Source organism: Streptococcus sp. NLN64, from assembly GCF_015831295.1.
In the GTDB taxonomy this organism is placed as follows: domain Bacteria; phylum Bacillota; class Bacilli; order Lactobacillales; family Streptococcaceae; genus Streptococcus.
In genome coordinates this window covers 1-15,183 of sequence record NZ_JADXDQ010000043.1, presented here as the reverse complement: position 1 = coordinate 15,183, position 15,183 = coordinate 1, and the positions used below count along the sequence as shown (strand labels likewise).

The window sequence follows — 15,183 nt, the reverse complement described above, 5'->3', positions numbered from 1 at the left end:
CTGGAGGCTTATTTACCATGGACTCCAAGAATCCAAGAAAATTGTAGATAAAGAAAACTCCAAGATCAAAAGCAACCTGCTTATGATCTTGGAGTTTTTCAATATACCTTGTTATTGGGCGCTTACACTTCTCCTACAGCTTCAGAACTTCAAAGATCCAAATCGAGCATTTCTAAAGCCCTACAAAAAAAGACCGCCAGCTTTCTGGTCGGTCTCTTACAATCCTTATTTCACCGCTCCATCTTGTGCAGCTTCGACTACTTGGCGGACGGTTTGGGTATAAATTTTAGCACCTTCTTGGATGGCTTCGCCGGTGCCACCGAAGTGGATGTTGTCGCTGTCTTCCCACATTTCAGGGTGGTCGAGGGAGACTTTATGCCAGTCAGCCAGGGTGATAAATGTATGTTTTTGGGCGAGTTTCAGTTCATATTTCCAGGTTTCTTCTGCGGTTGCTTCGATGTACTGGTCAGAGTTTCCATCGTAAGGGGTGATGAGGACAAGGCGGTGGCCTTTAGGGAGGTCCTTGACGATGCCGTCCAATTCTTCCTTATAATTGTCCACGATGTTCACCCCGACACCAATGACGACTGTCTGCCCCAAGATTCCTGATCTAGCTTGGTCGTTCATAATCTCACGCGCCTGGGTCAGGTTGCGGCTGCCAGCGGCGTCGATGTTGCCGTCTGGGAAGGCTTGGTTGAGTTGGGCATTAGCCCTTAGGGCCACGGAATCTCCAATCAGGGAGAGGCCGCCATCAACGGACAGGCTCTCGATTTCCTGATCTTCTTCTAGCTTCTCAATCCGTGCGGAGGGATTGACTTGATAATAGAGGCGTTCCAATCCTTGTGCAGATTGGGCCATGTTATTCCCCGCCATGTCGCGGGCAAAGTTGGTCATGGCAGGCGCCTGGTAGAGGCGAACACCACTAGCCGTCACCAAGCCAACCAGTGCTATACCCATAATGATGCGGGCCGGCTTATTGAAGTGCTGACGACCTGCCAAGATGGGTTCCATAATGTAAAAAGAAAAAGAAGCAAAGGTGTAAGAGAGGAGGACTGTGAGGAAAACCGCTTGCCAGTGAACCATTTGGTCCTTAAAGATAATGTACAGAGGCCAGTGGAAGAGATAGACCCCGTAGGAAGTATCTGCCAAGAAGGTCAACCAGGCTGGTTCTTTAACATCTGGCAATTGATTGTGGAGCAGACGCATACTGCGGATCAGGAAGGTCGCTCCTAGGGCTGCCAAGGCAAAGCCCCCCAGGTAGGTCACAGGCTGGTCAAAGCGCAGCAGGATTAGCAGACTGGCCAGAATACCCACACCGACCAAGCTTCCCAGCACAATTCCCAGCCAGTTGGAATGCTTCAAGCGCTTTTCAAAGGACAGAGACAGCGAGGAGACACCAGTCATCGCCGCTAATAAACTTCCAAAAAAGAAGGGAAAAAGATGACTGAGGCTGGCAAAATAAAGCATAGACGGACTCGCTCCGGCTAAAAGTCCCAACACCATGGTTCCATAAGAAAGAACCAAAAGAGGAATGGATAAGGTTATGATGCTGCCTCTAAACTGATAGGCATTGCGAGAACGCTTGGCAAGGCGATAGAGGAGGAAGGACCAGAGCAGGTAGAAATGAACCTCCACCGCCAAACTCCAATTGTGAACAAAGAGATGGGGGATAAACTGGTCCTCGTAATTCCCACCTGTCAGCATCTCATAAAGGTTGGTCACATACCCCAAGACCCCTGCCACCTGTGTCGGCAAGTCCGTGATGTACTCCAAACGAACCAACCAAGACAGAGGAATCGTAATCAAAAGCATCAGAACCACCGGAGGTACAATCCGATACAAACGCCGCCGCAGGAAGGATTTCATATTCACCTGACCCGTGCGCTCCACCTCATCAATAATGAGGGCGGTAATCAGAAAACCTGAGAAGGTGAAAAAGACATCCACCCCAATAAAGCCACCCGGAAAATACTTGGGATAAAAATGGTAGAGCAAGACCCACAAAAGCCCCAAGACCCGAACGCAAGAAAACCAGCGTATCCGCATAAAAACTCCTAACTGAACTTTTCCTATTTTTTAATATTATACCGTAAATGCGGTTACATTCCAAATAGAGTGGGAAAACTGGGGAGCTAGACCTTATATTCTCTTTTCGTTTATCTTTTATTGCTGTGTTAACTCGTCTTGCTGTACTTCTTTGAAACTTTCTTCGAAAGCTGTATCAGCAAACTCAAAATCTACCCAGTGATTTTGACCAGTCTACGACTCGCTGCCTTGTACTAAAAGACTATCGTCCATAAAAAAGAAAAATTCTTCCACACTCACAGCTCCAGTTGAGGCAACAAAATTGGACTACTCCAATCCTTCCATAAAATGGCTAAGAAAGTTAATGACGATAGGTCAATAAATCCTTCTGGGCGAGATATGCGATGCACGCAATCAATGGTTTCAACAAGGCGGCTTGACAAGGGCAAAATAAACAGTTCACGGGAATCAATTCTAAATATCCAGTAATGGGTCATCGCCTGGGATAAGAGAGCGTTCATATAGAGCCTGTTTCTTCTCCCTCTCTCCATAATCTAAAAAATAAGCAAATACAACATCTAAGGCAATGGACAAAGGCAATTGAGGAGAAATGCGATTGCCATAATTTAAATGTCTTGTAGAGGCTACTCTAAAAAGACAGTCAACATAATCCATTCGATGATATTGCGTTGTGATTAAGCAAGTACTGGCCCCTTTCTTCTTGGCCTTCTCTAAAGCTGAGCGGACAGATTGAGTCTGACCAGAAACAGATAAACCAATCACCAAACAACTTTCATCAATAACGCCATCTATCCAGTGCAGCATGTCGTCATGGATAATCGCCTCAGATACAAGTCCCAAACGTAAAAAACGGATACTAAATTCTCGAGCAACTAAGCCCGAGAATCCTTTTCCGTAGAAATAAACGCGCTTAGCTTGTTCCAAGTGATGAATCATCCAATCAATTTGTACTTCTGATAATAAGGATTGACTCGTGTCAAGAATCTGCTCATAATCTGATAAGATACGTATCGTTGTACTCGATAAGGCCGGATTAAAAGTAGCCTTCATCTGTTCCTGTTGTTCTTTCAATTGGTAAATAAATTCTCGGTAACCTGAGAAACCACATTTTTGAGCAAATCGTGTCAAACTCGATTCTGAAACATGTAAATGTTTAGCTAGACACTGAGCCCTCAAAAAATTTAAAGATTGTTCAGACTCCAGAAAAAAGTCCGCAATATCCTTCTCCGTACATGTCAATTCATCATAATGAAGCTCAATCATTCTTTTTATAGGTAAAAATTTCACGCGCTCCCTCCTCTCTCTATACTTAGTATAGAGAAAAAATAAAGCGTTTTCAATCTTTTATCCTCAAAGATCAGGATTCTTCCCCATATTGATTGAGAAAATGGCGAACAGCTCCAATACGACCAGCTTCGTTTCCCAAAGCGGCTTTTGCAATAACAGCTGGGAGGAATCGAATATTTTGAATCCGATTTTTCATCACTTTTTCCAGTCGTGGTAAAAGTAAATCAGAGCGAGCTGAAATCCCTCCACCAATCAGTAATATCTCTGGGTTTAAGGCATAAGATAAAGTCAGTAACCCTGTCGCTAGATGATCGATAAATTGATCCAGCACTGCCTCTGCTAGAGAATTTCCCTGATCCACAGCATCGCATACATCTTTTCCATTGATTCCCCCTAGACCCGTAGACTGTTCATAATCCTCAATCAAGGCCGTTGTGGACGCCACATCTTGCCATGTTGTCTCTCCTATTGGAATATAGCCTATCTCGCCCCCCGTGAATGTAGAGCCTCTGACAAGATGGCCAGATTGAAGAAATCCTCCACCAATTCCAGTACCTACCGTCACCATGACGACATCCTGTTTTCCCTGGGCTGCACCTAGCCAAGCTTCTGCCAAAACAGCACAATTGACATCATTCTCAACAGCAACAGGAATCCCAAGCTTGTCCCCTATCTCCTTTCGAAAATTAACTCCTTGATAAGCAGGAATACTTGGTCCAGCATAAAGAATTTCTCCTTTATGAGAGTCCACCACACCGGCTGTTGAAAGGGCAATCCCATCAAGCACAACTTCTTTTTGATAATCTGCTAGAATGGCCAGAACTTGTCCTACAATCCCATTTTGCTGCTTTCCCTTATCAATAGCTGTTTTTTCTTCTCTGAAATAGCCATACGATTTTCCATGATTATCATAAATATCTGCTTTGATAGTTGTGCCGCCTATATCAATCCCTACAATACGCATCTTATTTTCTCCTTCAAAATATACTCCTGTGAAAAATTGCTAGTTTCAGATACTCTTCAAAAACCAGATGAACCATCGTCCAATCTTAGCTCTAGAATACTATAGAAAGCAATTCACATATACCAATTTCATTTCAATCAGAATACTCAAAGCAACTTGAAACCGAACTCGAAGAGAGTGAGACAGAACGATTTTATAGTCTTTTAGTTTGCTTTTAGTACAAGGCAGCGAGTCGCAGACAGTACTGAATTACGGCAAGGCGAGCTAACACAGTAATAAAAGATAAACTAAAAGAGTATAATCCTCTTCGCCGAACCCGCAGTTCTGTCTTCATCGGATTGCTTTTTCAAATTTCGAACTGTTTCGAATATAAAAGAGGAAGGTTGAGACTATCGTCCCAACCTCTAAAGGAACCCTTGAAAAACTAAATTCTTAAACATCCCAAAGGTTGATTCAACAAAGTTTTCATACCTCGATTGGGGGAAAATAGAAGGTTTCAAAGGTTCTTATACTCATTACATTTCAAAATCTGAATGTGTTAATCCTCTTCGCCGAACTTATTGATTGCGTGCATTGCACGCTTATTGATAAGATTCAACAGGTCTCCCAGACCTGTTGAACTGTCTTCATCGGATTGATGGCAAGCGATGCTTGCTTCATTATCTATAAATTTTAATCCAATTCCTGGATTAAAATTCGTTTCAGATTTCGAACTGTTTCGAGTATTAAAAATATTTATGAGCTCCTTACAACAGAGTTGCCTCAATTTCTAGAAGTAAGGCAATAATCTGCGTCACCAGTTTCTCATCCTCCTTTTGAAAAGCAGGGAGGGGCGCTCGCACCGATCCCAAGGCTAGACCTTCTTTTCGGGATAAGACCTCCTTCGCTAAAGCATATAGATGACTTCGACCACTGGTCAATAATGCGATTACTTGATTCAGCTTTTTTTGTAAATCTCTAGCTTTGATTAGCTGATTGTTTTGAATAAATTCCTCTAATTTCACAAATAGAGCTGGCATAACGCCATAGGTACCACCAATTCCTGCTTCAGCGCCCATGACTCTTCCAGCTATATACTGTTCATCTGGGCCATTAAAGACGATTCTTTCATCTCCTCCTATTTGGGAAAATAGTTGAATGTCTTGAACAGACAAGGAAGAGTTTTTAACCCCTATCACGCAGGGATTATCCAACATCTTTTTGTATAATTTTTCTGTTAGAGCAACTCCTGCTAGTTGAGGTATATTGTAAAGAATGAAGTCCGTGTTGGGTGCAGCTTTACTAATGGTATTCCAGTAATCTGCTATCGCCTCCTCCGAGAGTTTAAAATAAATTGGTGGAATTGCTGCGATAGCATCTACTCCCAGTTTTTCAGAATGCTTGGCAAGCTCCACACTATCTCTGGTATTATTACACGCAACATGGTTAATAATCGTTAAGGAGCCAGACGCCACCTCCATCACTGCCTCAAGAATCTTTTTTCGATCTGCCACATTTTGATAAATACACTCTCCTGAAGAACCATTCACATAAAGCCCTCTAACTCCCTGGGTCATGTAGTACCGAACCAATTTCTGAATCCTTACGGAATCCACTTCCCCCTCTTCATCATAACAAGCATACAAAGCTGGAATAATTCCTTTATATTTAAATAAACTCATTCACATTTTCTCCATTTTCATCCACTACACTCTTGCCCGTAGCCCACACTTGTATCCAGGCCCATAAAGCTTGCCCAATTGTACATTGAAAAAATAGATAAAGCAGCAGACTAACCCCGTGACTCAAGCAGCAGAAGGCTACTAAAACCGGAATCATTAACAAAACGAGATTCCGCACAGGGTGCCCCACCAACTGCCCCAAAATCTGCATACACAGCGGATACCACCCCCACACTCCCCTAGCTACTAAAGGATAGGCATAAAAGAAATACAAATCAATCCACAAGTAAATTGGTAGGAGTGCAATTTTCCAGAAAAGAAATAAGGGATCCGTTTGAGGCAGTACGATTAGAAAACAGCCAATGCAGAGAAATCGAAGAAATAGATCAAGCCCCCCTAATACCAATCCCCTTCTCCAATAATCTCTGATCATTGCTATAAAAGGAATAGCCACTTGAGTCACTTCCTGGGGATTCCATGTCTGTAAAGCTCTTACCAAAGCAAGACGAGTAACCCCCCAAGTAATAACCGGTAGAGTACCCAAAAGCCAACAAAAATTTAACAATAATACATGAAAAATCTGATTTGCTCTCAGCCACAACCACTGATCTGTTCGAAAGAGCCTTGTCCATGTTTCCCGATTCATCTCATTATCCTTTCACTGCCCCCATCGTAATTCCTTGTGTAAATGACTTTTGGAACAGTAGGAAGACTACCACAATCGGTACCGAAGCTAGAGCAGCCCCAGCCATAATCACACCATAATTGGTAGCCATTTCAGCTTGCATGGTGGCGACTCCCAGAGAAATAGTTAAATTCTCCCTCGATGTCAACATGACAAGTTGCATAAAATAATCATTCCAAGTATTGATAAAGGTAAAGATTGCTAAAGCTGCAAAACCTGGTTTCACAATCGGAAAGGCTACATTCCAAAAGGTTGAGAGCTCTCCACAGCCGTCAATTTTAGCTGATTCAAGCAATTCTGTCGGAATATTTTCACTGAACTGCTTCATCAAAAAAACTCCGAAAGGCCATCCTACTAGCGGTAGAATTACTGCTGCCAAACTATCATGTATCCCTAGAAAATTAACAATACGTACCAAAGGAACTAAGATCACCTGCTTAGGCAAGGCCATTGAAGCTACAAATAGCAAGAACAACCATCTTTGACCATAAAAACGTTTTTTAGCCAATACATAACCAGCCAATGATGATGTTACACAAACTAGCAACATGGTCGCTGTGGATATAAAAATGGAATTCCATAACCAATGCGTAGCTGGATTTTGAAATAAGAGTTGCTCAAAATTTTCCCAAGTTGGTTGAGACGGCCACCATTGCGGAGGAATGACAATCGTATCCGGTTGTGACTTAAACGCCCCTGTTAAAATCCAGTAAAAAGGAAAAATGAAAAATAAGGTCAACGCCAGTAAGATTACAGTTGACAAAATTTTAAATACACTTAGCCTACTCTTCATCCTCATGCCTCCTAGTAATCCACTTCATTTCCAAATAGTCTTAATTGAACAAAGCTAACAAGAGCGATGATGACGGCTAAAACGACACCAATCGTATTCGCATAACCATACTCTGTCAATTGGAAGGCTTTTTCGTACAAATAATACATTAACGTGCTCGTTGCATAATTGGGACCACCAGAAGTCAGCAACTGTATCAAGGCGAAACACTGAAATGAATTAATCGTTGTAATGATTGCAATATACAAGGTTGTTGGAAGTAAGCTTGGCCATTTCACATTCCAAAAAACTTGAGACTCCGTGGCTCCATCAACCCTAGCAGCTTCAACTAAAGAATGATCAATATTCCCCATCGCTGCTATGTACAAAATAATCGGCTGACCAACAGATGTTGTGAGTAAGATGATAATGATAGCCAGCAAAGCCCACTGTTTATCTCCCAACCAGGAAATATTCTGTTCAATAATATGAGATGATTTTAAAACAAAATTTAAAATTCCAGATAAAGGATCATAAATCCACTTCCATACAACTGTAACAGCAACACTTCCTGTTACCACTGGTAAGAAAAAAACAAAGCGGTAAAAAGAGCGGGAAATTACATGTTGTTGGTAAGTCTGGGAAGCCACAAATAATGAAAAGAATACTACAATAGGTACTGATCCAATCACAATTAGCAAAGTATTCCACAAAGACTTCAAAAATACCGAATCCTGAAATAGGCGACTGTAATTTTCAAAACCAATAAACTCAAAACTAGTCATAGAGTAATCAAAAAAACTAGTCACAAATCCCATAATCATCGGTGCCAAGACAAAACAAGTAAAAAACAATAAAATTGGAGCCAGGAAACTGTAAGCAACAATCGTTTCCTGTAAACGAAGCTTCGATAATTTCACAAGGAACCTCCCTTCAAAAATGGTAGTGGGAAAGAGAATGGGGCAACAAGCTCAATCTTCTGATTTTATACTCTAATCCGTTCAAAAACGAATCACGATTAGCACCCTAGGGCAAACCTGATTACTTGCGTGCAAATATACTGTCGCAAGTATGTTCAGAGAAAGTCATACTCATTACATTTCAAAGTCTGAATGTGTTAATCCTCGTCGCCGAACTTATTGATTGCGTGCATTGCACGCTTATTGATAAGATTCAACAGGTCTCCCAGACCTGTTGAACTGTCTCCATCGGATTGATGGCAAGCGATGCTTGCTTCATTACCTATAAATTTTAATCCAATTCCTGGATTAAAATTCGTTTCAGATTTCGAACTACTTCGAGGATAAGCTACAAACAACACTGACGGGCGCAAATCTGACAAAAGCTCTGCTTTTTTATACCTCGAACTTCCCATAGTCTCCTGGGCTACGGGTCTGACAAGGCTAAAGAGATTTTGAAAGAGTATCTAACCAACCTTGATGCAATGGGTGAGATTGCTCTAATAGCATTGTCTACTGCCATAGTCGCCAAATGATACTTGCAAAACAGCATTTCTCGACTCTCTTCTCAAGAAGCTCAAAGAGCCAATCACTGACCCTTTGAACTCTGAAAACAGCCAAGTCAACTAGCCCACTCATACACTAAAATTTTAATGTTGCCGTTTGAATCCGCTCTCTTTTAACAACTACTATTCATGAATTGTTTCATTTGCTTTCTTTGTAAAGTCTTTCAATGCTTGCTCCGGTTTCTCATCTCCATTTGAGACTGCTTGTAGCATTGGGAACCAAAGTGTACGCATTTCCGCAAAACCATCTATTGTATTGTAATAAGGTGAATAGTACTGTGTCCATGAGCCAATACGATCCATGCGTTCATCATCATATAATTTTCCATAAGAAACACGAACTGGGAAGGCTCCTGTTCGAACAACATTCTTAGGTCCCCACTCCTTATCATCTGCAATAAACTGAACAAACTCTTTGGCATATTTAACTTTTTGTGCATCCCCATTTTTAAAGACAGCAAAACCATTCACGAGATATTCCAAGGATGGTTGACCTTTTGGAGCAGGGAATGGAATTTCAACAACCTCTACCCCACTAGCTTGAAGTAATTTTTCTTGAATCCCTTGTTGTGCCGGTGTCCACAAAAGAGTGTAGGAAGTCTGTCCATTTGCAAAGTTTTGAATATCCGTTCCACCATCAAATTGAGAACCATTTGCCAAATACCCTTTGTCTAACCATTCTTGAGCTTTCTCCAAGGCCGCAATAAATTCTGGACTATCTGTTGTATAGCGCGTTACTTCTGGATCTGTGACAGCTCCACCGCCAATATTAGCTAGGAAAGCACGGGTTCCTTGATCCCCACCTTGACCATTGCTGAATAACGATCCTGGCTGATAGCCTTTGTCTTTTAAGGCTTTTAAGACTTTTTCAAAATCATCTGTTGTCCATCCCTCTTTTACAAGGTCCAAAACACCGGCCTCTTTCAGCATTTCTTTATTCAGTGCCATGTAGAATGGAGCGGAGCTAATTGGATACATGTAAGCTGTATCCCCGGCTTTACTAGCTTGGAGAACCTCAGGAGTTGCAACATCTTTTTCAAATTCCTCAGTAAAAAGATCATCGAGATTTTCCAATTTCCCATTTTTACCATATTGAATAATCCGGCCTGGAGCATCAAATAGGATATCTGGAGCTGTACCCGCTTCAATGGCTGTCGTAATTTTCTCAGGACCTGATTTAAAATCAATGGTCTCTAAATTAATTTTTACATCTGGATGTTTGGCTTCAAAGGCCTCAATTAACCGCTTTTCATAAGTTCCTACACCATCACTAGCTTTTTCTTGAGTAAAGACAGGAAAGGCCCACCAGGTAATCTCAGTCTTTCCTCCATCTTTACTCGCATTTTGTCCCCCTGACTCTGACGAACCACAAGCTGTTAAAAAAACAACTGCTGATGCCGTTAAAAATCCAGCCAAAACTTTCTGCATTTTCATAAATAACCTACTTTCTATCTGCTTGAATTGCAGCTACAAATCGTTCCGTAATTTCTTTAGGGCGCGTTATGGCCCCTCCAACTACAAGGCTCGTAACTCCTAAATCATAGACCATCCTTGCCTGCTCAGGACTATGAATTTTCCCCTCAGCAATCACATCAAATCCTTCTTCAACCAATTGTCGGATTAACTCAAAATCAGGTCCATCCTCCTGACGGCTATAAGATGTATAGCCAGATAAGGTCGTCCCAATAAAATCGATTCCCGCCTCCGCTGCCGCTCGTCCTTCTTCTAAGGTAGAGATATCCGCCATCCATAATTGCTCTGGATATTTTTCTTGAATTTCTTTTAAAAATTCAAAAAGAGGCCGTCCATCATACCGTTCACGATGCGTACAATCAAGCGCTATCACATCTACACCTATTTGAGCCAACTCATCAACCTCTCGCATAGTTGCTGTAATAAAAGGTTCTTGTGGGGGATAGTCCCGCTTAATAATACCGATAATAGGCAAATCCGAAACTTCTTTAATTTCTTGAATATCCCTCACACTATTTGCCCGCAATCCACGCGCTCCACCCTCTTCAGCAGCTTGCGCCAACAAAGGAATGACCCCTCCCTCAGTACGATACAAGGGTTCTCCTGGTAAAGCTTGACAAGAAACAATAATTCCTCCTGCCACTTGTTCTTTAAACAGTGACTTCTTTTTATCTCTCAATACTTCTCATCACCTTTCTACCTAGTTGAAAATGCGAATCCCTGTTTCCGGATCAAAAAAGTGTCCTTTACTGATATTAAAGGCTAACGATACCTTTTGACCAGCTACAACATGGTTGGCAGCATCCACTCGCGCAGCAAATTCTTGTTCCCCAATCTTACAATAGAGAATTGAATCGCTCCCCAATAACTCTGCAACAATGACCTCAGCTTCAATAACAGCTTGGGGGAAAGTCTCTAAGGCAATCGGATCTGCTGAGATGGCCTCTGGTCTGATTCCAAATATCAATTTTTTATGCAATTGATCTTGCGCTTGCAGCATTTTCTGGATTCCCTCAGGTAAGGTTACGCTAAATTGATTCCCATCAGAAATGAGATTGCGAGATACATCCACTGTAAAGAAATTCATGGCAGGGCTCCCAATAAAACCTGCAACAAACATATTCTTGGGCTCATTGTACAGTTCTTGCGGCGTCCCGATCTGTTCAATCCTACCAATTGTCCCAGTTCCCTCTGTATTTTTTGTGGCACTCATAATGACAATTCTGTCCGCCAACGTCATAGCCTCTGTTTGATCATGCGTTACATAGATTGTTGTAGCACCGATACGCTTATGAATTTTAGCAATCTCTGCCCTCATAGAAACCCGTAACTTCGCATCTAAATTCGATAAGGGTTCATCCATCAAGAAAACCTTTGCATCACGCACAATGGCTCTCCCCATTGCAACCCTCTGACGCTGACCACCTGATAAATCTGCCGGTTTTCGATTTAGAAATTCCTTTAACCCTAAAATCTCTGCCGCTTCTTTTACACGTTGATCAATATCTTCCTTGGTATATTTTCTCAATTTCAAGCCAAATGCCATATTTTCATAAACCGTCATATGTGGATAGAGAGCATAATTCTGAAAAACCATGGCGATGTCACGATCTTTGGGAGCAATGTCATTAACCAATTGATCACCAATATAAAGCTCTCCTTCTGTGATATCTTCTAAACCGGCAATCATTCTTAAAGTAGTTGACTTTCCACAACCAGATGGTCCTACAAAAACAATGAATTCCCGATCTTGAATCTGCAAATCAAAATCCTCCACTGAGTAAAAAGTACTATTGGGATAACGTTTATACAAATGATTCAATTGCAACTCTGTCATCACTTTCCTCCTTGTTGTCACATATAATACTAACTTACTTATCTTCAAGCCTATTATATATCGAATAGAAAGCGTTTACAATCAATTTTACAATTCTGGTCACAGTTCCTAAAACTCACTATTTCGAGAAGGGGATGAAAGTTCTTTCAGACGAACAAACACATAATGTTTCTCCAATCTCTTACGATTCGGAAACAAATTCTAATGGCTATACACTGCAAAAAAAGAGGGCTAGAGAGTGAGACAGAACGATTTTCGCAAAAAAATTGTTCGTTACAAGTCTTTATTTCATGTTGTAAACTGAAACGGTTTCTCCCCAAAACGACCTCGCTCTTTTATTGTTAGGCTCAGGTACAAATAGTCTATCCCTAGACTGTCTTCGCTTTCTTGTTTTAAGGCTCAGGGATTGACTCTTTGAGTTTCTGGATTAGAGAACATGAAATGTTCTCTCAATAAGGGCGAACTATCGTTAGTTGCTTCGCTCTCCTATCTGCTATACTTTTTTAGTTTTTAATGTTATATAGTCTTTTATTTGAAAATAAATAAATAAGGTTGAGACTTTTGTCTCAACCTCTAGCCGCTACCTCTGTCTTTTTTGAACTGATAAACTTAAGATTAAATCACTAAAACGGATACACCTCAAATTGATGAGGTCCTACTTGATTGACAGTACTGAAGTACGGCAATTCGACAATTCACATTTGTTTTTTGAAATAGTTTTCACGAATAACTCAAGGTCATTTTAAAATTCCGACTTTGATTCCTCTTATTGGATACGAGAAAAGGTACCGGTGTAGGTTTCAAAATGTTCATTCACTAAGGAAACTGTGCCACTTTCTGGATTCACCATAAAACTTGGAAGTCCAGAAGTATGGTATTCATTTCCCATTGATGCACTATAGACAGTTCCATCCCAAGATGCAACATCTTTATATACAAACAAATCACGGGTCAAATTTTCACGCGCTACTTCTGGTATATGGTCACCAGCAGCCATTGCCACATGGACATTACCTGCAGCATCTACAACTAATTGATTCCCAAACTCATCTTGCCAAACTCCAGCCACGGATGAAAAATCACCCGCAAGGAGGGCAGCTCCTACATTCACCTCAGGGGTTGGGATACTTGGTTGAGAAGGCTGTTCTACTTGATTTTGAGAAGGAGCAGCCATTTCAGAAGTTCCATTGACCTGAACATTATTCGGAGCATTTGTTTCAGTGGTTACAGCTGGTGTAGAAGCTGCATTTGCAGGCGCAGCTGCTTGATCTTTGGCTACTTTTGCAGTAGAAGCGCTTGCCCCTTTTGAGCTGGCTTTGGTACTTGAAGTTGACTTTTGACTGCTAGATTTTTGAACAATAGAGGATGAAGAACTAGCGGTTTTTTCCGACTTCTGAGTTGTAGAGCAGCCTGCTAATAAGAGAAGTGCGGTTAAGCAGATGATGTATTTTCTCATATATCTCCCCTCCTTCTAAGTAATGGCGATATAACGACGAACTCCTGAATTTGAAATATAACTTAGCCAACGATATCCATCTGCTTCTAAAACTTTATCGTAATTTACAGATGAACCAACATCATAATAGGCAATATCAACTGCATTGATTTTTGCTTCGTTTTTGATTGGACTTCTCTTCACAAAAACATATGTTCCACTAGATGCTAAGATACTACCACTGGTATTGCTATCTGGTGTAGGTACATTGATATTCGAAGAAACTACTTTTAATTGCTCAATCGGGATATAACGACGATTTCCTTGGAATGATAAATAACTTAACCAACGATAGCCATCTGCTTCTAGAACTTTATCATAGTTTACAGACATACCACTCTCATAATAAGCCATGTCGACAGCAGAAATTTTCGGTTCATTTTTTACAGCTGCTCGTTTAGTAAAATAATAGCTTCCGGAAGGTGCTAAAGTATCAGGTGTGGAATCAACAATTGGAGATGTCGTATTACTATTTGGAGATTGCAAATCTTTAAAGTGAATATAACCTGTCACAAGAGAAGCTAATATACGTCTGCTATTGTAAGACTTACTCCAATTGATATTATACTCTTCAATAATGACATAATTCCTGTCAATAGCTGCTACCCATGCAACATGGCCATAATTACTATCTGCGCCAAATGCAGATGGAGCAAACCATGCAACTGAGCCTACGGCAGGCGTATTATCTACATAGGCACCACGAGACTTCGCAGTATATCCCCAATCTCCAGCATTCCCAAGATATGCCACATTGCTAAAACCATTAGTTTCAGCTAACCGAAAAGCCACAAACGATGTACACTGACCTGATGGATACCCCCATGCATCATATGCCGTATGTTTCCATCTATAGTTATCCCCAATAAGTGTTCTAGCAGAATTTCTTCGAAATGCACTATTAACTTCTACTTTTGGAGCGTGATTACCGTGTGTGTCACTATTTTTCTCAACAGATAAATCACCAACTTCCTCTATATCCTTAGTAGTGCTCTGTTTTTCAGAATCCTGTTGAGTTTCTGTCTCCACAACTGTATCATTTACTAAATTATCCTTCTTTTCATCATGAGGTAAGTAATCTTCCGTATTTGATAAAACAGATTGCCTTTTGCTCTCTATTTGAATTTCATCCTCTTGGATACCTTCTGAAACCTCAGTAGTACCTACAAAATTAGCATCAGCAATCGAAGTGACATTTACCACTTCCGAAGTCTCAATTTCCTGCCTTGAATCTGATTCACCTACATTAGATACCACCAATTCCAAGTCAGAAGCCGTTGACTCATCTCCATAAACTACACTTGGAGCTCCAACTAAAACTCCAAGCAGGCTTCGCCTGCTAACTCATGACGGAAAATTAGTTTAGGTATATAATAAAGATGAGCAATACAAATCCGTAAGTTTATTAGGGCTTTGCCGAGCCTGTAACTAAAACTGG

The 15,183-nt window shown here is 41.1% G+C and carries 13 protein-coding genes; all 13 read right to left on the bottom strand.

Annotation, left to right across the window (positions count from 1 at the left end; genetic code table 11):
- Positions 1 to 225: 225 nt before the first annotated feature.
- The 13 genes from I2503_RS07000 to I2503_RS06940 all read right to left on the bottom strand — a co-directional run bounded on the left by I2503_RS07000 (position 226) and on the right by I2503_RS06940 (position 15,002).
- Complete coding sequence (locus I2503_RS07000) at positions 226 to 2,046, bottom strand: acyltransferase family protein (protein ID WP_196091739.1); 1,821 nt, start codon at positions 2,044 to 2,046, stop codon at positions 226 to 228.
- Between the two features lie 453 nt (positions 2,047 to 2,499).
- Positions 2,500 to 3,333, bottom strand: a complete 834-nt coding sequence (locus I2503_RS06995; RefSeq protein ID WP_196967478.1) for a MurR/RpiR family transcriptional regulator — start codon at positions 3,331 to 3,333, stop codon at positions 2,500 to 2,502.
- Between the two features lie 70 nt (positions 3,334 to 3,403).
- On the bottom strand, positions 3,404 to 4,297 hold the full coding sequence (locus I2503_RS06990; protein WP_196967477.1) for an ROK family protein: 894 nt from the start codon (positions 4,295 to 4,297) through the stop codon (positions 3,404 to 3,406).
- 746 nt (positions 4,298 to 5,043) lie between these two features.
- Entirely contained in the window at positions 5,044 to 5,958 is a 915-nt protein-coding gene (locus I2503_RS06985) for a dihydrodipicolinate synthase family protein (protein ID WP_196967476.1), read from the bottom strand.
- Positions 5,945 to 6,604, bottom strand: coding sequence for a hypothetical protein (locus I2503_RS06980; protein ID WP_196967475.1), 660 nt, complete (start codon positions 6,602 to 6,604; stop codon positions 5,945 to 5,947). The genes I2503_RS06985 and I2503_RS06980 overlap by 14 nt, the downstream gene beginning before the upstream one ends.
- Before the next feature lie 4 nt (positions 6,605 to 6,608).
- Positions 6,609 to 7,442 (bottom strand): carbohydrate ABC transporter permease, encoded by an 834-nt coding sequence (locus I2503_RS06975; protein ID WP_196091734.1) that lies wholly within the window; start codon positions 7,440 to 7,442, stop codon positions 6,609 to 6,611.
- A gap of 5 nt (positions 7,443 to 7,447) precedes the next feature.
- Positions 7,448 to 8,356 (bottom strand): sugar ABC transporter permease, encoded by a 909-nt coding sequence (locus I2503_RS06970; protein ID WP_196091757.1) that lies wholly within the window; start codon positions 8,354 to 8,356, stop codon positions 7,448 to 7,450.
- A gap of 176 nt (positions 8,357 to 8,532) precedes the next feature.
- On the bottom strand, positions 8,533 to 8,790 hold the full coding sequence (locus I2503_RS06965) for a hypothetical protein (RefSeq protein WP_196967474.1): 258 nt from the start codon (positions 8,788 to 8,790) through the stop codon (positions 8,533 to 8,535).
- A 273-nt stretch (positions 8,791 to 9,063) separates the two neighbouring features.
- Positions 9,064 to 10,374, bottom strand: coding sequence for an ABC transporter substrate-binding protein (locus I2503_RS06960; protein WP_196091733.1), 1,311 nt, complete (start codon positions 10,372 to 10,374; stop codon positions 9,064 to 9,066).
- A gap of 7 nt (positions 10,375 to 10,381) precedes the next feature.
- A complete protein-coding gene (locus tag I2503_RS06955; protein ID WP_196091732.1) occupies positions 10,382 to 11,092 on the bottom strand; it encodes an N-acetylmannosamine-6-phosphate 2-epimerase in 711 nt (236 codons plus the stop codon).
- Between the two features lie 21 nt (positions 11,093 to 11,113).
- Entirely contained in the window at positions 11,114 to 12,250 is a 1,137-nt protein-coding gene (gene ugpC, locus I2503_RS06950) for a sn-glycerol-3-phosphate ABC transporter ATP-binding protein UgpC (RefSeq protein WP_196091731.1), read from the bottom strand.
- A 766-nt stretch (positions 12,251 to 13,016) separates the two neighbouring features.
- Positions 13,017 to 13,706, bottom strand: a complete 690-nt coding sequence (locus I2503_RS06945) for a DUF6287 domain-containing protein (protein WP_196092323.1) — start codon at positions 13,704 to 13,706, stop codon at positions 13,017 to 13,019.
- A 15-nt stretch (positions 13,707 to 13,721) separates the two neighbouring features.
- Positions 13,722 to 15,002, bottom strand: coding sequence for an SH3 domain-containing protein (locus I2503_RS06940; RefSeq protein ID WP_348769625.1), 1,281 nt, complete (start codon positions 15,000 to 15,002; stop codon positions 13,722 to 13,724).
- Between the last annotated feature and the right edge of the window lie 181 nt (positions 15,003 to 15,183).